Below are 21,053 nucleotides of genomic sequence, written 5' to 3' on the forward strand. Positions count from 1 at the left end.
CGCCAAAAAGTTTTGTATAGACATAAGAGGGCCGCTCGCGGCGTTTTTCGGGCGTTGGCGGGGGTCATGAACGAAACCTTCCTCTGGTGTGCGCGGGCGCTCCTCCCGACGGGATGGGGCTCCGATGTCCGCCTCACCCTGGCCGACGGACGGATCGCGGCGGTCGCGCAGGGCGTCCCGGCCCAGGCCGGCGATCACCGGGCCGGCGTGGCGTTGCCGGGCCTGCCGAACCTGCACAGTCATGCGTTCCAGCGGGCCATGGCCGGCCTGACCGAGGTGCGCGGTCCGGCGGATGACAGCTTCTGGACCTGGCGCGAGCTCATGTACCGGTTCGTCGACCGGCTGGACCCGGAGGCGGTCGAGGCCGTGGCGGCCTTGGCCTTCGCCGAAATGCTCGAAACCGGCTTCACCCGCGTCGGGGAATTTCACTACCTGCATCACGCCCCCGACGGGACGCCCTACGGCGATCCCGGCGAAATGGCTTGCCGGATCGCCGCGGCCGCGGCCGAGACCGGCATCGGCCTCACCCTCCTACCGGTCTTCTATGCCCATGGTGGCTTGGGCGGCTTACCGCCGCAGCCCGGCCAGCGACGCTTCGTCACCGACCTGGATGCCTACCTCCGGCTGCTCGAGGCCAGCCGCGCCGCCGTGTCGGGCCTCCCCGACGCCGTGCTGGGCGCCGCGCCGCATAGCCTGCGGGCGGTGACGGAATCGGAGCTTGCGGCGGTGACGGGATTCACCTCCGGACCGATCCACATCCACATCGCGGAGCAGACGCGCGAGGTCGAGGACTGCGTGGCCTGGTCGGGCGCGCGCCCGGTGGGGTGGCTGCTGGACCGGCTGCCAGTCGATGCTCGCTGGTGCCTGGTGCATGCCACCCACATGACGAGCGCGGAGTGCCACCGGCTGGCGCTCAGCGGCGCCGTCGCCGGCCTCTGCCCGATCACCGAGGCCAACCTGGGCGACGGCCTGTTCCCGGCGGCGGAGTACCTGGAAGCCGGCGGCGCGTTCGGGGTCGGATCCGATTCCAACGTGCGCATCGACGCGGCCGAGGAACTGCGGCTGCTGGAGTATGGCCAGCGCCTGCACCGGCGCGCGCGCAACGTCCTGGCCCCGGCGCCTGGGGCCTCGACAGGTGGGGCGCTCTATCGGGGCGCCCTTGGAGGCGGCGCCCAGGCGCTCGGGACGAGCACGTCGCTCGCCGTAGGCGCCTCGGCCGATATCCTGGTGCTCGAATCCGACCGCCAGACGCGACCCGGCGAGGCCGACGATGCCCTGCTCGACAGCTTCGTGTTCGCGCAAGGCGCAAAGGCCCTGAAGGAGGTCTGGCGCGCCGGCGTGCGTGTGGTCGAGAATGGCCGGCATCGGCATCGTGACCGAATCGTCGCCCGCTATCGCGCCGCGCTGGATCGCCTGACCGCATGACCGACCTCAAGGACGCGTCTCTGCACAAACGGATCCGCTCGGACATCTCCGAGCGCATCCTGTCGGGCGCCTGGCCGCCCGGCTACCGGATCCCTTACGAGCACGAGCTGATGGCCGAGTATGGCTGCTCGCGGATGACGGTGAACAAGGCGCTGGCTCCACTGGCGGAGTCCGGGCTGATCATCCGGCGCCGCAAAGCTGGCTCGTTTGTTTCGCGCCCTCGCATCCACTCTGTGGTGCTCGACATTCCCGACATCCCCGCCGAGGTGACGGCCCGCGGAGAGCCGTACGGCTACGAACTGCAGTCGCGAAAAGTCCGCCTCGCCGGGCGCCGCGAGATCGAGGAACTCGGGCTGGATCTGCCGGTCGAGGTGCTCGCGCTGCGTTGCCTGCATCGTGCTAGCGGCCGGCCCTTCGCGCTGGAGGAACGACTCATCAACCTGGCGGCGGTGCCGGAGGCGGCGGACGTCGACTTCACGCGGGTCGCCCCTGGCAGCTGGTTGCTCAGCCATGTGCCCTGGACTGAAGCGGAGCACCGCATCAGCGCCGCGAACGTCCCCAGGGCGACCTCCCTCGTCCTTGGGCTTGAAGCCCACGCCGCCTGCCTGGTTCTGGAACGCCAGACGTGGCGCGGAGACGACCGGATCACGCACGTGCGCCTGACGTTTCCGGGAGAGGCCTACGACCTGGTGGCGCGTTTCGCCCCTCAGCCGGCGGCGAATCCCGCTGCGCGGCGGTAGACGCGCAAGCGACGCCCGTGCCCAACGCCCGCGTCGGGACCCGGGACTGTTGGGTGGCAGCGGGGCCGACGAACGCTTTGTAGCCCGCGTATGAGACGCATCGACCACTGCACCTTTGTCCGCGCGCTATCGATGAGGCTCGACAGCCATCGCCCAAAATCACCGAAAGCGGGCTCGTCGTGTCAGACTCCCTAGGTTTGGAGGGCGTCACCGAGATCTGGCAGCTAACCCGCTAATCCTCCTGCTCCGATCAGCCTCTGCTGCCCTCACGCGAGCCCTTGGACCGCGATCCCGACATCCTGCCCGAAGAGAGCACCGCGCGCCGGTGCGCTGCTCATCCGGATCAGCCTCCACCGGCTGTTTGGCCGCGGAGTGGTCGGCATCCTCACGTCCGTGGTTTGCCGGTGTCGCCACGGCCCGCGAGCGCAAGCCCGCGCCGTGGCACGGAGGATGTACTCCTACTGCTCCCGGGTGGCGGACGCCCTGCTAGGTCTGAGGACCTGAGCGCGACATCTCAAACGGCGCGCTCGGCTTCGGATCTACGAGGGCGCCAATCGTCGCCGGCGACGGAGAGCCGCGCCGACTCCAGCGAACCCGCCGATCATGAGCGCCCAGGTTCCGGGCTCGGGCACTGCGCCGTTCACCGTTTGCTGCAGGGCGGCAAGGCCGACCTTCTCGGTGGTGCCGGTGTACACGGTGTTCTCCTCGTCGTACTGCACCGTGAAGGTATTCATCGCGTTGATGAAGCCGCTGCGGTTGGAGATCGACTGCAGCAACGCCACCAGCACGAACGAGTCGCCCTTCTGTATCGTCAGCGCGTTGCCGTCGCAGCCCTGGGTGATGCCCAGGCTCACGTTGTACTCGCCGCCGGACTGCCCGTTCGAGTTGGCGCTTGCGGACGCCAGCGCGCCGCTGCCGCAGTCGGCTTCGTACACCGAGGTATCGCCTATCAGCGCGAGGGCGTCGGTGCTGGCGTTGTAGTGGGCGATCGCAGAGAGCGGCAGCACCGTGAGCTTCGCATTCAGGAGGCCGTCGCCGGCGATCTCGCCGCCTTCCTGGTCGCCCGAGGTGAAGTAGTGCAGCACCCCCTCAAACGCGAGGTCGATGGCCGCGTCCCCCTCGTAGGTGAAGGAGCGGAAGGCCACGACGCTGGCGCCCGTGCGGGTCTCTGCGCCGGCTGTTGACGCCGCCTTGATCTGGGGCAGATAGCCGTCGCCAAACGACACGGCCGCAGCGGTGCTTGCGCCGCCCGGGATGCCGTTGGCCGAGGCCGAGAACTCACTGCTCATGCCGCCCAGGTACTGCACGAAGTTCCGCGGGCCAACGCAACTGATCGCCCCCGGCGGGCAGGGTCGGTTGGTGAAGATCCCCGACGCGCCGTAGGTCGAGGCGGCCGAGGCGGTTCCGGGCAGTGCGAAAACGCACAGCGCGGCTGAAGCGACTCCTGCTAGGAGTCGCGCATTCATGACAGGCATAGAAATCCCCAATACTGTCTTCGGCGTTCTCGGCTGGCTGTTGCTTTGACACCTCGGCGACGAGAGACCCCCCGCCTTGATGTTAGGACCTGGGCCCCACAAATGAATTCCCCGCCGGGGGAGGTAAACGGGGTAGACGGCCCGTCTACCTATGAAGGCACGAACGTTAGCCGGGTCGTGTGAGTATGCCTTCGGAGTCGCCGCGCAAGTTGGGGCGCAGCGCCTTGGCCACCCGCCGGCTGCACGAGCGGCTGCGCCTGCTTTGCGACTGCGGAGTCGGGCTGGAGCCCATCGCGGCTCAGGCGTGCGAAATCCTTCGCGACTTGGTCGGCGCCAGCTCCGGCTCGATCTTTTGGCTCGATCGCTATGGCGCGCCCGCGGGCTTCTTCCACGACTGCGCACCCGCCGAGCACAAGGACCTGTTCGTCACCCGCTTCGACGAGCTGTTCGGCGCGCCGGGAGAATTCAACATGATCACCTTCACAGAGATCGTCGGCCCCCCGATCGGCCGCATGTTGACGCCGGAGGTGCACGCCCTATTCCGCGCCAGCAACGTCTACCGACATCTCTGCGCCCCGCTCGGCCACCACCACGGCCTGGAGATGCGCCTTGAGCGCGAGGGACGCGGGGTCGGCGTCCTGGTGCTCTGGAACGATGACGCCCGGCCCTTCACGCATAGCGATGTCACGGTCGCCGAACCCCTGCGCATCCTGCTGGAGCGGGCGCTGCAGGCGGAGCGCCCGGACGTGGTCTGGCGCTCGCAGGGCACCCGAACGGCCCACTACATAACCGACGCCTCGGGCGAGCATCTGCTGGCCATCAACCCCGAGGCCGAGGGCCTGCTGAGCCGTGCGCACCTGCTGGGCCAGAACGTGCCAATGGCGGGCAGCCTGCGCACCGCTCCGGCTTTCTCGCGTCAGCTTGCCGCCATGCTGGCCAAGGGCGCGCTCGCCGAGCTGCCGCTGCCCATGATCGGCGGGCGGCTCATGGTCCGAGCCTCAGCGTCGCGCCGGATCGTGGAGGGGGGCCACGACGAGCAGCAGATGTTCGTGTCGGTCGAGCGGGAGGCGGCGGTCGACGTGCTGGCGGTCGAGTGGCTGTCCGCCCTGCCCCTCACCTTCCTGCAGAAGCAGATCGCCCTATTCGGCGCCCAGGGCGGACCTCGCGCCGACTGCGAGGCGCGGTTCGGCGTCAGCCAGGAGGCGCTAAAGAAGCACCTGCGCACCATTTACGAGGTGGCTGGCGTGGTGAACTGGTTGGGTTTGCACGATGTCTTCTGGGCAGATTCTCCACCGCCCTGGCCCAGGTAACGCGGTAATCTCGCGACGAAATCCAAGATCACAGGCGGCGAGCGCAGGCGAACAGCGGCGCGACGCGCGCGGAACGCAGCGACCGGTCATGTGCAGCACTATAAACAGATCATCAGGCGCAAACTCCGGGCGGCAAGGGACTGGTCCCGCCGGGGTCGCAAAGCTCGATCATGACAGCTTCAGCATGGACGAAATCGAACGGCTAATCGCAGCGGCACTGCACTGAGCCGTGTCGCCGGAATCGCAGCCCGCAGTGCGCCACTAGTTGGCCCTCAGCCCTACAGACCGATGTACCGCTTTGCTCGAAACAGGCGGACATATGCGACGCACGGTGGGTCAACGATGCCCTCCGAGCCGTTCATGCACTCGCCGCGCGGCACACGAGCGTCGCGCCCGCCCGGCGCCCAGCACCAAGTTGCTCTGCCCTGAGGGGCGTGAAGGCCTGTTCATCGTCACGCTGCCGGGGCAGCGACGCGAGTAACTCAGCACTGCTCTGTTTGGCGCTGGACGGCGCGACGCTCAACAGTCGCGCGGGCCTCTCCGCCAGGCCGATGCTCGATCCGCAGACCGTCTGAAGAAGGCAAAGTTCGTATCGCAACCTTTCACCCAGAGCCTCGATGGCAGACTGCCGAACGTCCGATAGTCGAACCAACGCGACGCGGCTTCCTCGAGCACGCCGCTCGGCACCCGCCGGTCGTTCCAGCTCAGAACCAGAAAGCCGTTTGGCTCCAGCGCCTCGAAACACGCGCCAAGGGCCGCCACCTGTTCGGAAGCGCGGTTCACGCCATAGCCGAAGACGCCCGTTAACAGGATCGTCTTGAAGCGGATGCCCGGCGCGTGGCCCTCAAGATCCAGGATGCTGCCTACGATGTGCCGCCGTGGCGCGCCGAAAGAGGCGACGGCGGGGTCGCAGTCCATCGTCCAGCACGTGCCACCGTTTGATTCCAATATGGATGGGTACTCGATCGTGTAGGCCTGAGTGCCCACCAACAGGACATTCCCGCCCCGCACAGCGACCTCCGGCAGCACCGCCTGTCGCAACAATGCGCGATCAGGAGACCTCGCGATATCGGCAGTCTTGCCGGCAGGGCTCATCATCCGCCGGCGTATCCACCTCTTCGCGGCGCCTTTGCGAGGCAGGACAAGACCGGTCTCGTGGATGAAGCTGAAGCTCTCGCAACGACGATCCGTCCATAAGTCGTTGTCGTCGGACAAGTCGGAACCCGCTTCATCTCCCGCTCCGTCGCAGATCACGGGGTGTCTCTCGCTGCGGTCAGCAGGGGTTTCCGGTTGATCATCATTCGCGCCGCAGCCGGTCGCTCTTGGGAGGACCAACGACTCTTGATCGGCCTTTTGGGTCGTCATCGGTTCCCCCTGAGGGATCGCGGCGGGTGGCTCACAACTGTACGACGCCGCCGCCGGCTTCCCACCTCAAGTCGTTGAGACGCTTCGTGTGTAGACCCCCAAGCAGGCGGTTGGCCGCACAGGGTCACTAGCTCCTATCGGGCGGCGGGGCCGTCGCATCGCGGTCCGGCTCGCTCAGGCTCGCTCAGGCTCGCAGCCAAGCCGCTGAGCACAATCTGCGGCTGCTGTGCTGATCGTCGGCTGAGCTAGGACTGAGGGGTGCCTCACCCCTCAGTCCTCAAGCCCACGACGCGCGAAAGTCGAGCGGCCTTTTGTCCGGTCATGATCGATCCTGCACGAGCAGGCCTCGGGCCGTACCCATCGGCGCTTCGGTCCGTGGTCAAGGCGGCTGCGATCTCCGCCCCTTCCTGTCACCTCCGCTAGGCTCGGTACACAGCTAACTCTCCGAGCCGGCACCGCTGTCCCGATTCACGTTACAGAACTATCAAGAACGACCGGTCAGGCTGCGGTTCCCAATAGAGCCCCAATCGCCGCGGTGGTAGCCATCGCGAAGGCCCCCCAGAACGCCACCCGAACTGTCGCCTTTGCGATGTTGGCGCCGCCCGCACGTGCGCCGACGCCGCCAAGCAGCGCCAGAAAGGCCAACGACGCACCGAAGACGACGGGGATCAGAAGGTGTTTCGGCGTGACGACAGCGGTGAATAGAGGCAGCGCAGCCCCTAGGGAAAATGTAGTTGCTGAGGTTAGCGCCGCCTGGATTGGGCGCGCCGCCGTGTCCTCGACAAGGCCGAGTTCATCGCGAGCATGCGCAGAGAGCGCGTCTACCTGCATGAGCTGCGCTGCGACCTCCCGCGCAAGGTCCGGGTCCAGGCCCCGCTTCTCATAGATAGCGGCTAGTTCGTGTGTCTCTGCCGCGACATCGGCCTCCAGCTCCCCAGCCTCCCGCGCAAGATCGGCGGCCTCGGTATCGGCTTGGGAGCTTACAGAGACATATTCCCCAGCAGCCATAGACATCGCGCCGGCAACCAATCCCGCCACCCCGGCCACGAGCACGCTGCCTGAGCCGGTGCTAGCCGCGGCCACCCCGACGATCAGGCTGGCGGTAGACACGATCCCATCGTTTGCCCCCAGAACAGCTGCGCGCAGCCAGCCGATCCGCGCAACGAGATGTACCTCAGAATGTCTCACGGCATTTTCCTCTAAGCCACATCGGCACTCGCAAGCGGGTGCGTTCCGAATCGCAGCCGCCACGGTCGCACAGGCCAGTCCGACAAAGAGGAAGCGCAGCCTCTGCGACCCTTCTGATGCTATTTCCCAGCATCTGGCGAAACTGGGCGTGGGTCATCGCCATGGGGCCGGGACCACCCGGTTTCTCCGCAGCATGGTCGTGGGTCGCCCCCAAGCCCATACTCGCCAGCATGGCCTCGCAGGCCGTTCGCTGGCCGACGGCGGCGCTGCCGGCGACGAAGCGGCGGCGCGTGGTTCCTATATCAGAGTGCATGAACAGCCTCGGACGCTGGAAAACGAACTGTTGAGCCTACGGACGGAGCGAAAACATCCTGCGGAACAGCCTGTGCCCCGCTTGCTCGTGCAGGACAGCCAGGCTGGCGTGCCCGATCAGGTAAGCCCACACCAAGTTGGCGAATGCGCCATGAACCGAAAGCCCCGCCTCGCGAATGCCTGCCGGGACTGCGCCCAGCAGACTGAGCGTACCGGTAACGCCCATCACGGTGACCGAGGCCAAGCCCAGGCCATGTACGGCGATCGGAAACGGTCGATGGCCCACCTCGGACAATCGAAGGCGCCGCAAAGCGCCAATGTGTTCAACGAAATCACGACAGACCGCTTGAACCGCCGCGGGTGAAAACCACGGAAACAGCGCCTTGAAGCCGACCTCACGACGGCGCGCAGCTGACCACATCCAATAGACGAGCACGATCGCAAAGCTTGTAAGGCCAACATACTCGTGCAGCTCAAACGCTAGATTTTCAGGCTTCCCCGAATCCGGGCGGCTCATGAAGTTGCTGATGACCAGCTGATGCAATACAGCCAAGAGCAGCAGAAGGTGCAGGCCCCTGGTCAAGGGGCTCTTTGGGGGCTCGTCAGCCAAGTTGCGATCCTCAGTTGTCACCTGAGTCTTGTACGCACGGGTGATGGGCTCCCCCTCGCCCCAACAGAGATCTCTAGGCGCCCTTCGGTGATGACCCGGTAGCGTGTCTGAGGCGCTGATCCTCCCTCGTTCGGTCGGCACCCATGCTCCGAGGAGTTGGAGAGGAATGTCAGATGAGCAATGCTCCGGCTTTGAGGCACGGACGGCGGAGATCGTTCCGATGTTCTCGCCGCGCTGGCGGCCGAGCAGCTATGCGGGAGTCGCGACCCTCGCCATCTTCTCCAGCGTCAGCCGCTACGCGTTTCTCGCCACAGGCTGCCGTTCGGTCCGCATCGTGACGCGAGCCACGACCCGACTGCAGGCTCACGCACCTACCGCCAGGCGCGGTGTAGCTCGTTTGCGAGCTCATCTATGCCATTCATCGCCACCCGCGCGCCAAGCTTCCGTCTTCTGGATCGGGCGGCGAACTTAGTCGGCGTAGGCCACCGCTTGGCGGACGACCAAATCGTATAGTTCCGGAGACGCCCTCGAAGGGTGCGCCATGGCATCTCGTCGGTCACGCACATGGATGCGATCGCCACGGAGATTCCAATGAAGCGCAAATTGATGATCGCGGCGGCTTCGGCCGTCCTTGCCACCGCGGGCGCAGGCGCAGCCTGGGCCGCCATGGCGTCTGGCACTGCGCCGAGCGAAGACCGGTCGGACGCGGCGGCTCTGTCTCAGGCCAAGATCAGCCTGGGCCAGGCCGCCGCAGTCGCCGAACGACACGCCGGCGGGCGGGCTGTCGAGGCCGCGCTCGAGGCGGAGGGTGACGCCGTGGTCTACGAGGTGGCCGTGCTGACCGGCTCGACCGAGCATGAGGTGACGGTAGACGCCCGAAGCGGGGCGGTGACCAAGATGACCGGGGGCGACGCGGAGGACGGCGACGAGGGATCCGAACGCGGCGTGGATCGGGACTGATCCGCCGAAGAGAGAGGCCGTCTCCGCCCCCAGGACGCCTCTCCCCGCGCGACGCGCCGGAGCTGCTGCTCCGGCGCGTCTTCCCTTGTTCGGCTCGAGCTCTAGGATGTGCCGATGAAAATCCTGCTCGTCGAGGATGACGTGGACGCCGCCGGATTCGTTCGTCGCGGCCTGATGGAAGTCGGACACACCGTTGATCACGCCGCGAGCGGCCGCGACGGTCTGATGCTGGCGGCCGGAGAAAGCTATGATGTGATCATTCTGGATCGCATGCTGCCGCAACTCGACGGGCTTGCGATCACGCGTACGGTCCGGGCGAGCGGTGTGAAGACGCCCATTCTCCTGCTCACGGCCCTGGGCGGAATCGACGACCGTGTCGAAGGCCTCGAGGCGGGCGGCGACGACTACCTCGTCAAGCCTTTCGCCTTCGCGGAACTTCTGGCGCGCGTCCATGCCCTCTCGCGGCGTCCGCCACCACAGGACGTGCAGACGGTGTTGCGCGTGGGAGATCTCGAGATGGACCTCTTGAGCCGCACGGTGACGCGGGCCGGTCGCAGGCTTGAGCTTCAGCCTCGCGAGTTCCGCCTGCTGGAGTACCTGATGCGAAACGCGGGCCGCGTGGTCACCCGAACCATGCTCCTGGAACACGTCTGGGAGTTTCACTTCGATCCCAAGACCAACATCGTCGAGACGCACGTCAGCCGACTCCGCGCCAAGGTCGACCGCGGATTCGGAGCGGATCTGATCCAGACCGTCCGTGGCTCGGGTTACATCCTCCGTGCCCCGGCTTAAGGCGTTCCAGACCACGCGCTTCCGACTTGCGGCGCTCTACACCCTTCTCTTCGCGGGATCCGTCGCCGTGATCGGCGTCGTGGTGTTCCTTAGCGCCCACCAGGTTCTGGAGGACCAGTTCCGCGATCGCGTGAGGACGGAGGCGCAAGAGCTGTCGGCGACGTACGCGCGACGCGGATTGGGGGAGATCACCCAGCTGGTGGAGATCCGCTCGCGGGGCCCGGCCGCGTTGGACTACAGGCTGGAGAACGCCAAGGGCGAGGTGCTTGCGGGCGACCTCCCGCGGCCTGATCGTCTGGCGGGCTGGTCGCGGATCACCGAACCCGCGCACGAAGACGACCCGGCCGAATCGATCCTGGCGCTGACCTTGCCTCTGGGCTCGGAAGGCTACTTGATCGTGGGCGACGACCTCTCCCGCATCGAAGAGGCGGATGAGGCGATTCTGCGGGCCTTCGCCGGCGCCGTGCTGGTGGTCTTTGTCCTGGGCGCGCTCGGGGGGTGGGCGCTCAGCCGGAGCTTCCTGAAGCATGTGGACACGATCACCCGCACTGCCGAAGCCATCATCGACGGCGACCTGTCGCGACGTATCCCGCCCGGACAAGGCGGCGACCGCGACCTGCACCATCTCGCAACCACCCTCAACCGGATGCTGGACCGCATCCAAGGCCTGATGGCGAGCCTGCGGCAGGTGTCCGACGACATCGCGCACGACCTTCGCACCCCGCTCACGCGACTTCGGCAGCGTCTGGAGGCGCTGCTGGCGGAGCCCCAGGACGGCGACAGCTATCACAGAGGGGTCGCCGCGGCCGTCGCGGATGCCGACGCGATCCTGGAGACGTTTTCGGCGCTCTTGCGCATCGCACAGGTGGAGGCGGGCAGCCGGCGCGCAGGATTCCGAGAGGTCGATCTCGCGGACGTCGCGCTCACGGTGGTGGAGGCGTTCGCGCCGTCAGCTGAGGAGGGGGGACGCCGCCTGGTGAGCGGCGCCCTCGCGCCAGGAGCCGTCATCTCCGGCGACCGCGAGTTGCTGACGCAAATGCTGGTGAACCTTGTGGAGAATGCGCTTCGGCATACGCCGGCCCCATCCGCTGTCGAGGTTTCGACCGCCACAATCAAGGACGAACGGCTCATCGTGGTCACCGACAACGGGCCGGGCGTGCCCGCCGACCTGCGGGTGCGGGTGCTGCAGCGCTTCGTTCGGCTCGAGACAAGCCGGACGACGCCGGGCAGCGGGCTGGGCCTCAGCTTGGCCAGCGCCGTGGCCAAGCTGCATGGCGGCCGCCTAGAGCTCGACGACGCCCGACCGGGGCTGATCGTGCGCGCGAGATTCCCCGCGGCGTGGGCCGGGCCGAGCGGCGCCCGGAGCGAGCGTTGAGTTTTCTGGGTCAGCACCGTGGACGGCTCGCGCTCGCCGCGGCTGCGGGGCTCGCCGCTGTCTGGTTCGAGCCTCCCGGCTGGAGCCTTGCTGCCCGCGCCGCCGCGAGCTGGGACCTCGGCGCCTTCATCTACCTGGCGCTCACCTGGTCTCACGGGCTGGCTCTCGAGCCCGCGAAGCTGCCTGGATGGGCGCGTTCGGAGGACGGGCGTCCATGGGTGATGTCAGCCGTCGTCTCGGTTGCGGTCCTATCCAGCCTTGGCGCCATCGGCCTCTTGCTCGGGGAAGGGCTTGGCGCTGGGCGTCTTCTTATGGGCGGACTGACATTGCTTAGCGGCTGGCTTGTCCTCCACACCGTCTTCGCTGTGCATTACGCGCGTCTGTACTACGACCCCGACCTTGCCGGGTTTCGCGGACTCCGGTTCCCCGAAGACTGCGCGGAGCCAGCATTCCTGGACTTTGCCTACTTTGCATTCGTCGTCGGCATGACGTTCCAGGTTTCGGATGTCGTGACGACAAACCGGCCCATGCGTACGGTCGTGCTCTGCCACGCGTTTCTGGCCTTCGTGTTCAACACGGTGCTGGTCGCGCTGATGCTCGGCGTTGCCGCTAGCGTGCTCCAGGGCGCCCGCTGACCGGGCGATCGTGGACAATTTGTATGGCGCCGGCCATCGTGTGCGGAGGCAGCGGCCGCCAAAGTAGGTGTTGAAGCCAGATCGCCGTGATCTCGCGACATGAGACCGCTGGTCAAATGAACCGTCAAATCCTCCTTGTCGCCCTTGCCGCCACGGGCGCCGTCGCCATCGCGAGCTGCAGCGGCCCCGCCGACAAGAGGGCGGCCTCGGCCGAGCGGCCGTCAGCGGCGGCGGCGCCCTTCGCGGCGGCGCAGGATCCCCTGCTTGCGGCGGCCGAGCCGTTCGAGGCCCTGACCGAGCAGGCCTTCGACGCCTCGCCGGCGGCGCTGGAGGCGATCCTCACCGAGGCGCGGACCAAGGTGGCGCCCGCCCGCCTGCGCCTCAGCCCTGCAGCCGCCGGCAAGCTGGACGAGATCACGACCCGGTTGCCGGACCTGATCCACCGCCAGGACCGTGCCCGGACCGCGCTGTCGTCCATGGAGGCCTATCGCATCTTAGTGATGGCGCAGGACCCCGCCACGGCCAAGGCCCCGGTTCCGGTCAGCCTGCTGGACTATGCTGGCTTCAAATACTCTGCGCAGCTGAAGTCCCGCCCGGCCGCTTGGGGCGCCATGTCGGCCAGCGTTCGCGAGGCGCGGGCTGAATGGAGCAAGATCTCCGGATCAGTCCGGTCGAATGGGTTGAAGGGCGCATTCGAAGAGGCCCTCGGGGGAATGGAGGACGGCGCGCGCCTGAAGAACCCGGCCTTGGCGCAGTACGCCGCGGCGACGGAGCTCGCCCTCGTCGACCTGCTCGAGGAACATCTGGCGCGCCGCTGATCGAAGAGCTTGCGTCCGGAAGGTTACGTCGTTGCAATGTCGGGGTCAGGCGCGGCCAATCTCTCGACGCCTACTGAATTGAGTTCGGGGACAGGAGAGCCGATGAGAGGAAGACCGCTGCGAGCGGCGGCTGTGCTGTGCGTTCCCGCCCTGGTGAGCGCCTGCGCGACCTATCGGGCTGATCCGCTGCCCAAGGATGCGCCTCCCACGCCCCCCGCTGCGACGTTGGTGGAACGTGCGGGGCGCCTCTCGCATCCGTACCTGACGCCCGTCGCGATTGACCTGGGCCAGCCCCTTTCGCCGCAGGAGCTGGGCGTGCTCGCCGTCGTCGCAAGTCCGGCCCTCAAGGCGGCGCGCGCCCGGGCGGGGGTGAGCGAAGCCCAGGTCTTCGAGGCCGGACTCCTGCCCGATCCCCAGCTGTCGCTCGGCTTCGATCGTCCGTTGTCGGCGCCTGGCGCCGTCAACGCGATCGCTGCCGCTCTCGGGTTCGATGTTTCCGCCCTCTACCGGCTAGGGCCAGCCCGCGACGCCGCGCGGGCGCAGGCCCGCCAGGCCCGCCTCGACGTCGCCTGGCAGGAGTGGCAGACCGCCTTCCAGGCGCGGCTGCTGGCCGCAAGGATCGCCGGCCTTTCGCGCGCGGTGCGCCTCAGCCAAGGCTCGCGAGCCGTGGCCGAGCAGGTGCTGGATCGCACCCTGCGCGCCGTGGCGCGGGGCGACCTGAACAGCAATGACCTGGAAGCCCGAAGGATCGCCGCGGCGGACGCCGCCGATCGGGCGCGCGCCGCCGAGCGGGACCTCAGCGCGGCGCGGCTCGAACTCAACAAGCTTCTGGGGCTCCCGCCCGCTACCGAGCTGGACATCGTCCTGCCAGCCTATGTGGATCGGCCGTCGCCCGCTCACGACGAACTCTTCGCGCTCGCCCGCGAGGCGCGGCTCGATCTGCAGGCGCTTCGCGCCGGGTATGCGGCCCAAGAGGCCGGGCTGAGAGGCGCCGTCCTCGCACAATACCCGAAGCTGAACCTGACCGTGAACGCGGCACGCGATACGGGAAATGTAAGGACGCTCGGTCCAGCCGTCACGTTCGACCTGCCCGTGTTCAACCGGAACCAGGGCGCCATCGCCGTGGCGCGCGCCACTCGCGCCCAGCTCAAGGCGGAGTATGACCTTCGCCTGTTCGAGACCCGCGCCGACCTCGCCGCCCTCGTCAAGGCCTACGAGATCGGGCGCCGCCAGCGCGCCGATCTTGTCGGACAGCTGGGCCCGTTGCGGGGGCTGGTTGCGGGATTCGAGCGCGCGGCCGCGCGAGGCGACGTCGCCGACGTGGTCGCCGACACCGCGCGTCAGAGCCTGACCGATAAGGAGATCGCCTTGGCCGCACTCGACCAATCGCTCGCCGAGCAGTGGAGCTCCATCGAGCTCGCGACCGGGCGCCTCCTGGGGTCGCGCCCATGAGCAGGTGGCTCAGCATCGCCATGATCTGCGCCATTGCGGGCTGCTCCAAGCCCGCGCCGGCGCCACCGCCGGACCCGACCGCCACCGTCCGGACGGCGCCGGCGATCATCGCTGCCATCGGCGAGACACTGACGGCCTATGGGGCCGCGGAGTTCGATCCGGCCGCCATGGAGGCCCTCACCTCGCCCTTCGAAGCTCAGGTCTCTGCGGTGCATGTCGCGGTGGGGCAGGCGGTCCGAGCAGGAGACCCCATCGTGAGCCTTGCGCCAAGCCCAACGACCCGGCTGGAGCTCGACCGCCTCGCACGCGAAAGCGGCCAGGCCGCGCGCGACCATGAGCGGCTGCGCCGGCTGCGCGCAGACGGCCTGGCGTCGGACGCGGAGGTCGAGGCGGCGCGCAGCGCCGCTTCGACGGCCGCGGCGGCGAGCCGAAGCCTGCAGGCGCGCGCGGCCGGCGGCGTCCTGCGAGCGAAACGGGCCGCCGTGGTGGATACGCTCTCCGCGTCACCTGGGGCGCTCCTCGCCGCCGGTGCGCCCGTCGCCGCGCTCGGGGCGACGTCACGCCTTAACGCGCGCCTCGGCCTCGAGGTCGAAGACGCCCAGCGCCTGCGGGTCGGGGCGCCGGTTGTGCTCGAGGGCATGCACGAAGGCGGAGCGCGGCTCAACGCGCGCATCGCGTCGGTGGACCGGCGGGTCGACGCCGGCACGCGGTTGGCCGCCGCCCTCGTGGACCTGCCGGCCGCCGGCCCCTTCCTGCCGGGCGAGACCTTGAGGGCGGAGATCAGCTTGGGGGTGCAGCCGGACGCCATCGTGATCCCGCGGCGCGCCGTCCTCTACGAGGGCGAGCGCCCGTTCACTTTCGTCGTGCTGGGCGGTAAGGCGGTGCGCCGGGACCTGCAGCTCGGGGTGGAGCAGAGCGACAGGGTGCAGGTCGTCAACGGGCTTCGTTCCGGAGATCGCGTCGTCGTTGACGGCGGCGCCTCGCTGGCCGCGGGCATGGCAGTCACGGAGGCGAAGGCGACTCCGGCGGCCGGGGGGCGTCCATGACGCGGTGGCTGAGCGCCCACACGCGGTCCGTCGTCCTGGCCTTCCTTCTTCTGACGGCGGCGGGACTGGGCGCCGCACTTGGCATGCCGGTGAGCCTGTTCCCGCAGATCGACTTCCCGAGAGTGGTGGTGTCGGTGGACGCCGGGGACCGTGCCGTCGATCAGATGGTCAGCCAGGTCACGCGACCGGTCGAGCAGGCCCTCCGCGGCGTTCCCGGCGTGGTGAGCCTGCGGTCCACCAGCAGTCGCGGCACGGCGGAGGTCTCGGTGAACTTCGCCTGGGGCGCCGACATGGTGGCGGCGACGCTGCAGGCCGAGTCCGCCATCAACGGGCTGCTGCCCGATCTGCCGGCTGGGGCGCGCTTCGAGGTCCGGCGCATGGACCCGACGGTGTTTCCCGTGCTGGGCCTCGCGCTGGTGTCGCCCACGCGCGACCCGGTGAGCCTGCGGGACTTCGCCTACTACGACCTTCGCCCGATCATCGCCGCCGTCCCTGGCGTGGCGGACGTCACGGTCCTTGGCGGCCGACAGAAGGAGTACCAGGTCCTTGCCGATCCGGCGAAGCTCCAGGCGCTCGGGCTCTCGATGGAGGACCTCGCCCGGACGCTGTCGGCCAACAACGTCGTGGTGGCCGCCGGCCGGCTGGAGGATCGCTACCGGCTCTATCTGGTGCTTGCCGACAATCGCCTGCAAGGCGTGGAGGACCTGCGCCGCACCGTCGTCAAGACGGGCTCACGAGGCTTGGTGGAGCTCGACGATATTGCGTCGGTCGTGACGCGGGACGCGCCGGAGTGGACGAGGGTGACATCCCAGGGTCGCGACGCCGTGCTGATCAACATCCGCCAGACGCCCGGCGCAAACAGCGTGGCCCTGGTGAAGGCCGTCAACGCGCGCCTTGCTGAACATACCGGCCAGACCCCTCCCGACGTCCGTATCGTGCCCTTCTACGACCAGTCCGAGCTGGTCACAGCGGCTGCGGGCAGTGTGCGCGACGCGATCCTGCTGGGCGCGGTGCTCGCCGGCGCCGTGCTGTTCCTCTTCCTGCGCAGCCTGCGCTTCATGCTCATCGTGGCCCTCTTGCTCCCGAGCGTCCTGGCGGCCACCGCGATCTTGCTGGCTCTCCTGGGGATGAGCTTCAACATGATGACCCTGGGCGGCATGGCCGCCGCGGTCGGCCTGATCGTCGATGACGCGGTGGTCATGCTTGAGCACATGATGCGGCGTCTGCAGGAAGCCCGACGGGAGGAAGATCCGATCGCCTCGCCCTTGTCGGGAGCCGCCGAGATGGCGCGGCCGCTGCTGGGGTCGAGCCTCGCCACGGTGCTGGTGTTCACCCCGCTCGCGTTTCTGAGCGGTGTGACCGGCGGCTTCTTCAAGGCGCTGGCCGTGACCATGTCAGCGTCCTTGGTCATCTCGCTGGCCTTCTCGCTTTTCGTGGCGCCAATCCTGGTCCGCGCGTGGGTGAGGACGCGGGACATCGAGGCCGCCGAGCGCGCGGGCGCCGCGATCGATCGGCTGGGCGGGCGCTACGCAACCCTCCTAGAGCGGTCGCTCCGCCGTCCGGGCCGCTTTGCGCTCGTTGTCAGCCTTGTCCTGCTCGTCGGGGGAGGCCTCGCCTACACCCGGGTCGGCTCCGGCTTCATGCCACGCATGGATGAAGGCGGCTTCATTCTCGATTACTACGCCGCGCCGGGCACCTCGCTCGCCGAAACCGACCGCCTTCTGCGCCAGGTCGAGGGGATTCTCCGCGCCACGCCGGAGGTCGAAAGCTACTCCCGACGCACTGGCCTGCAACTGGGCGGCGGCCTCACCGAAGCCAACGAGGGCGATTTCTTCGTGAAACTCAAGGGTGGCCGTCGCCGCAACATCGAGGCGGTGACAGCGGAGGTGCGGGCCCGCATCGATGCTGAGGTTCCAGGGCTAACGGTCGAGACGGCCCAGCTCCTGGCCGACCTCATCGGCGACCTGACGGCGGTCCCGCAGCCGATCGAGGTGAAGCTGTTCGGGCCAACGGCCGCCGCGTTGCGCGGCGCCGCGCCGCAGGTGGCCGCGGCGCTCGGCAAGATCCCCGGGGTGGTGGAGGTCAACGACGGACTTCGGGTCGCTGGCGACGCCATCATCATTGCCGTCGATCGTCCCGCGGCCGCGCTCGAAGGCATGGACCCGCAGGCGATCACCAGTCAGCTGTCCTACTTGGTGGGCGGCTCCGGCGTGGGTCAGATCCAGGAAGGCGACAAGATGGTCGGCGTTCGACTGTGGACGCCGACCGCTTCGCGGGAGCGGGTCGAGGCGCTCCGAGAGTTGCAGCTGCGCGCGGCGGACGGACATCTCCTGCCCTTGAAGCGCGTGGCCAAGGTTAGCGTGGAGCCGGGACAAGCGCAGATCACGCGCGAGAACCTGCAGCCGTTCCTGGGGGTCACAGCCCGTCTCGAGGGGCGCGACCTGGGATCGGCGATGCGCGAGGTTTCACGCACGATTGCAACCCTGAACCTTGGGCCGGGCGTGCGGGTCGAATATGGCGGTCTCTATGCGGAGCAGCAGAAGTCTTTTCGCGACCTCATGCTGGTCTTCGTCTCCGCGCTCGTCCTGGTGGGGCTCCTTATCCTCTACCTGTTCGAGAGCTGGGCCGTCGCGGTCAGCGTCGTAACGACGTTGCTGCTGGCCGCCAGCAGCGTCTTCGTGGGTCTCTGGCTGACACGCACGGAGCTCAATATCTCCGCGATGATGGGGCTTACCATGGTCATCGGCATCGTGGGCGAGCTTGCGGTTTTCTACTTCGCAGAGATCGCCGAAGGTCGCCGTCGTGAACGCGACGCACTCATTGAGGCTGGCCGTGCTCGGCTACGCCCCATTCTCATGTCTGCCTTGATCGCCATGCTTGCGCTGGCGCCGCTGGCGCTTGGGCTGGGCGCGGGGTCCGCCATGCAGAAGCCCCTCGCCATCGCCATCATCACGGGCCTCCTCGCAGGGGTCCCACTGGTCCTCGTGTTCATGCCGGTGCTCTACGCGGCCCTTGTGCCGGCAGCGGGACGGTCCACCGCTGTGACGGGTCCATGAGGCGCTCAAATCCCGACATCCGCGGGCGCGTTGGAGGTGGTCCCACGGGATCGCCGCGAGCGGGGGCGGGGCGGAATGCGAGCCAGCGCTGAAATGGCCTTCGGAGGATCGACGACGCGGATGACAGTGTGGCGTTGGGGGTGCGCAGCGTTTGCCATCTCGTTCGTTGGCGACCTCGCGCACGCGGAGCCCGCGCGGCTGTTCCGGTTGCCCGCGGAGCCGGTCGACACCGCCCTGGTGCGGTTCGGCGTGCAGGGCGGCGTTTCGGTGGGCGGCTTTCCGGCGCCCGGCTGTTCCGGCCATAGCCGAGCCGTCCTCGGCCTGATGCCGCCCAGCGTCGCCCTGCGGCGCCTGCTGCCGCCCGGCTGCGGCTTCAGCCGCATCGACGCCCGCGCATTCCGCATCGAGGCCGTCGATCCCCCGGCCCGGCCCGTGGTCGCGCAGGCGGCTCCTCACGAAACAGACCTCGCCGAACTCGTCGTGACAGCCGAAAAGCGGACCGAACCGCTGCGGGGCAGCCCTTTCGCAGTCACCGCGCTCGACGGGCAGGCCGTGGAGCGCCTGGGGGCCAAGAGCTTCGCGGACCTCGCTCTGCAGATCCCGGCCGTTGCGGAGACGAACCTCGGGCCCGGCCGAAACAAACTCTTCATTCGCGGCTTGTCGGACGGCGCCTTCACCGGGAGGACGCAATCCACTGTGGGCCTCTATCTCGACGACACGCCCATCAGCTACAACGCCCCCGACCCTGACCTACGGCTCTCGGACATCGCCCAGGTCGAGGTGCTGCGCGGACCTCAGGGAACGCTCTACGGTTCCGGCTCCATCGGCGGCATTGTTCGGATCGTACCGCGGCCCCCAGACCCGAAAGGCTATGCTGCGTGGGTGCAGGGCGAGGCGGTCCTCAACGAGCGCCGCGATCGTTCCTTCGGCGCCGAAGCGATGGTCAACATTCCACTGTTGAGCGGGCAGGCGGCTGTGCGCGCCGTCGCCTACACCGAGGATCTGGCGGGATATCTCGACAACCCGGGTCTGGGCCTCGACGATGTGAACCATGGAAAGCGCCGCGGCGCGCGGGTTTCGGGACTGGTTGACCTGGCCAGCGGCTGGCAGGCCCGGGCGAGTTGGGTACGCCAGGATATCCTGACGTCGGACAGCCAATATACCCAGGGCGGAGACACTCTCAGCCGCGCGGCGCGAATCCTGGAGCCGCACGACAACGACTTCACACAGGTCGCGGTGGGTCTGAACCGACAAGGTTCGCGCTACGGCCTGCGCATGTCCGCGGCGTACATCGATCACGACCTCGCCACCCGTTACGACGCTAGCGGGACCTTCGGTCTGGCGCCGGATCGGATCGCAGCCTTCGACGAAGCGCAGCGGGTGGGGCTGCTCGTGGCCGAGGCCTTGTTGACCTCCAATGGCGAGGGCCGCCTTCGCTGGCTGTTGGGGGCCTTCGGCTCCTCGTCGCTGGAGAGAAGCGGTGGCGTGCTGGAGGCGACGCTTTCCGGCGGCGCAAAGGCCTCACTTTACGCACGCCGCGACCGCCTGAAGGAAGCAGCCGTCTTCGGGGAGGTGGCGTATGACCTCGCGCCGCCGCTGACGCTAACGCTCGGCGGGCGGCTGTTCGCAACTCGGGTCGAGACGTGGTCGGGCGACTTCGAGCTGGCGGCGAGGCCCCTGAGGGACGTTGCCGCACATCTATCGGATCAAGGATTCGCGCCGAAGGCGCGGCTCAGCTACGCGTTCTCGCCGAACTTCGTCCTATATGCCCAAGCTCAGGATGGATACCGCGCCGGCGGTTTCAACGTGCCTGCCGCCGCCGATGGCATGGCCGGCGGTCCGGAGGTGACAGGATTCCGCCCCGACAGGCTGCGCAGCTACGAAGCCGGTGGCGAGGCGCGGCTTTTTGCGGGGCGGCTCGCCCTGCGGGCCGCGGTCTACAAGGCGTTGTGGCGGAACGTGCAGACCGATCAGTTCCGCCCCTCCGGCCTGCCGCTGACGCTCAACATCGGCGACGGCAAGAACATCGGAACGGAGTTCGAGGCTACCTGGCGCCCGGATCGTCATTGGACGTTGCGAGTCAACGGACTCTTCAACGGTCCGGAACTGACCCGCGCCGCTGACGTCTTTCCGGCAAAGGTGGACGTCGGTCTGCCCGGGGTCGCGAACCGCACCTTCGGCGCTTCCGTCGCGTATGGCTTCGATCTTCCGCAGAACTGGCGCGGCGAACTCACCGCACAGGCGGCCTATGTCGGCCGCTCCTTCCTCACTTTCGACGGGGCCACCGCGTCCGCCATGGGCGACTACGCCCAGGGCCGGATCGCCGCGCGCCTCGAAAACCCCGATTGGCAGGTCGAGGCCTATGTCGCCAACGTCACCGACGAGCGGGGGAACACCTTCGCCTACGGAAATCCCTTCAGCCGCACCCGGGCGATCCAGGCGACGCCGCTCTCCCCCCGAACCTACGGCCTTGCCTTGCGACGCCGCTTCTAAT

General features: G+C 68.1%; 16 protein-coding genes. 12 read left to right on the forward strand and 4 right to left on the reverse strand.

The features are described 5' to 3' along the window. Positions 1-66: 66 nt before the first annotated feature. Entirely contained in the window at positions 67-1,425 is a 1,359-nt protein-coding gene (locus tag EPO51_RS25370) for a formimidoylglutamate deiminase (RefSeq protein WP_293356571.1), read from the forward strand. Next, positions 1,422-2,165: a histidine utilization repressor gene (gene hutC, locus EPO51_RS25375; RefSeq protein ID WP_293356573.1), complete on the forward strand. Its 744-nt coding sequence runs from the start codon at positions 1,422-1,424 to the stop codon at positions 2,163-2,165. The genes EPO51_RS25370 and hutC overlap by 4 nt, the downstream gene beginning before the upstream one ends. Positions 2,166-2,704: 539 nt before the next feature. Here the strand turns inward: hutC and EPO51_RS25380 are convergent. Further along, positions 2,705-3,472 (reverse strand): PEPxxWA-CTERM sorting domain-containing protein, encoded by a 768-nt coding sequence (locus EPO51_RS25380; RefSeq protein WP_293356575.1) that lies wholly within the window; start codon positions 3,470-3,472, stop codon positions 2,705-2,707. Between the two features lie 392 nt (positions 3,473-3,864). Between EPO51_RS25380 and EPO51_RS25385 the strand changes: the two genes are divergently transcribed. After that, complete coding sequence (locus EPO51_RS25385; RefSeq protein ID WP_293356577.1) at positions 3,865-4,950, forward strand: hypothetical protein; 1,086 nt, start codon at positions 3,865-3,867, stop codon at positions 4,948-4,950. 519 nt (positions 4,951-5,469) lie between these two features. Here the strand turns inward: EPO51_RS25385 and EPO51_RS25390 are convergent. The 3 genes from EPO51_RS25390 to EPO51_RS25400 form a co-directional block, all read right to left on the reverse strand. Further along, positions 5,470-6,315, reverse strand: coding sequence for a hypothetical protein (locus EPO51_RS25390; protein WP_293356579.1), 846 nt, complete (start codon positions 6,313-6,315; stop codon positions 5,470-5,472). Between the two features lie 498 nt (positions 6,316-6,813). Beyond that, a complete protein-coding gene (locus EPO51_RS25395) occupies positions 6,814-7,503 on the reverse strand; it encodes a VIT1/CCC1 transporter family protein (RefSeq protein WP_293356581.1) in 690 nt (229 codons plus the stop codon). Positions 7,504-7,852: 349 nt separating this feature from the next. Then, positions 7,853-8,398, reverse strand: coding sequence for a cytochrome b/b6 domain-containing protein (locus EPO51_RS25400; RefSeq protein ID WP_293356583.1), 546 nt, complete (start codon positions 8,396-8,398; stop codon positions 7,853-7,855). Positions 8,399-9,016: 618 nt separating this feature from the next. On the opposite strand from EPO51_RS25400, the gene EPO51_RS25405 reads away from it, so the two are divergent. The 9 genes from EPO51_RS25405 (at position 9,017) to EPO51_RS25445 (ending at position 21,052) form a co-directional block, all read left to right on the forward strand. Then, the gene (locus tag EPO51_RS25405; protein ID WP_293356585.1) at positions 9,017-9,385 is read left to right on the forward strand and encodes a PepSY domain-containing protein; all 369 of its coding nucleotides are present in this window, start codon (positions 9,017-9,019) and stop codon (positions 9,383-9,385) included. 114 nt (positions 9,386-9,499) lie between these two features. Next, entirely contained in the window at positions 9,500-10,177 is a 678-nt protein-coding gene (locus EPO51_RS25410; RefSeq protein ID WP_293356587.1) for a response regulator transcription factor, read from the forward strand. Further along, positions 10,164-11,552: a sensor histidine kinase gene (locus EPO51_RS25415; protein ID WP_293356589.1), complete on the forward strand. Its 1,389-nt coding sequence runs from the start codon at positions 10,164-10,166 to the stop codon at positions 11,550-11,552. The genes EPO51_RS25410 and EPO51_RS25415 overlap by 14 nt, the downstream gene beginning before the upstream one ends. After that, positions 11,549-12,187 carry a DUF1345 domain-containing protein gene (locus tag EPO51_RS25420; RefSeq protein WP_293356591.1) on the forward strand — a complete coding sequence of 213 codons (639 nt, stop codon included), beginning with the start codon at positions 11,549-11,551 and terminating at the stop codon, positions 12,185-12,187. Before EPO51_RS25415 ends, EPO51_RS25420 begins: the two co-directional genes overlap by 4 nt. Positions 12,188-12,303: 116 nt before the next feature. After that, positions 12,304-13,005, forward strand: a complete 702-nt coding sequence (locus EPO51_RS25425; RefSeq protein WP_293356593.1) for a hypothetical protein — start codon at positions 12,304-12,306, stop codon at positions 13,003-13,005. Between the two features lie 102 nt (positions 13,006-13,107). After that, the gene (locus EPO51_RS25430) at positions 13,108-14,457 is read left to right on the forward strand and encodes a TolC family protein (RefSeq protein WP_293356595.1); all 1,350 of its coding nucleotides are present in this window, start codon (positions 13,108-13,110) and stop codon (positions 14,455-14,457) included. After that, on the forward strand, positions 14,454-15,503 hold the full coding sequence (locus tag EPO51_RS25435) for an efflux RND transporter periplasmic adaptor subunit (protein ID WP_293356597.1): 1,050 nt from the start codon (positions 14,454-14,456) through the stop codon (positions 15,501-15,503). Before EPO51_RS25430 ends, EPO51_RS25435 begins: the two co-directional genes overlap by 4 nt. Beyond that, the gene (locus EPO51_RS25440) at positions 15,500-18,559 is read left to right on the forward strand and encodes an efflux RND transporter permease subunit (protein ID WP_293356599.1); all 3,060 of its coding nucleotides are present in this window, start codon (positions 15,500-15,502) and stop codon (positions 18,557-18,559) included. Before EPO51_RS25435 ends, EPO51_RS25440 begins: the two co-directional genes overlap by 4 nt. Before the next feature lie 75 nt (positions 18,560-18,634). After that, positions 18,635-21,052, forward strand: a complete 2,418-nt coding sequence (locus EPO51_RS25445) for a TonB-dependent receptor (protein WP_293356601.1) — start codon at positions 18,635-18,637, stop codon at positions 21,050-21,052. Position 21,053: the final 1 nt, after the last annotated feature.

The sequence above is a fragment of the Phenylobacterium sp. genome, assembly GCF_004297125.1.
In the GTDB taxonomy this organism is placed as follows: domain Bacteria; phylum Pseudomonadota; class Alphaproteobacteria; order Caulobacterales; family Caulobacteraceae; genus Phenylobacterium.

Coding starts and splice junctions, on each gene's coding strand:
- EPO51_RS25370 (WP_293356571.1), top strand. CDS start 67: ATGAACGAAACCTTCCTCTGGTGTGCGCGGGCGCTCCTCCCGACGGGA.
- hutC (WP_293356573.1), top strand. CDS start 1,422: ATGACCGACCTCAAGGACGCGTCTCTGCACAAACGGATCCGCTCGGAC.
- EPO51_RS25390 (WP_293356579.1), bottom strand. CDS start 6,315: ATGACGACCCAAAAGGCCGATCAAGAGTCGTTGGTCCTCCCAAGAGCG.
- EPO51_RS25405 (WP_293356585.1), top strand. CDS start 9,017: ATGAAGCGCAAATTGATGATCGCGGCGGCTTCGGCCGTCCTTGCCACC.
- EPO51_RS25410 (WP_293356587.1), top strand. CDS start 9,500: ATGAAAATCCTGCTCGTCGAGGATGACGTGGACGCCGCCGGATTCGTT.
- EPO51_RS25425 (WP_293356593.1), top strand. CDS start 12,304: ATGAACCGTCAAATCCTCCTTGTCGCCCTTGCCGCCACGGGCGCCGTC.
- EPO51_RS25430 (WP_293356595.1), top strand. CDS start 13,108: ATGAGAGGAAGACCGCTGCGAGCGGCGGCTGTGCTGTGCGTTCCCGCC.
- EPO51_RS25435 (WP_293356597.1), top strand. CDS start 14,454: ATGAGCAGGTGGCTCAGCATCGCCATGATCTGCGCCATTGCGGGCTGC.
- EPO51_RS25440 (WP_293356599.1), top strand. CDS start 15,500: ATGACGCGGTGGCTGAGCGCCCACACGCGGTCCGTCGTCCTGGCCTTC.
- EPO51_RS25445 (WP_293356601.1), top strand. CDS start 18,635: ATGCGAGCCAGCGCTGAAATGGCCTTCGGAGGATCGACGACGCGGATG.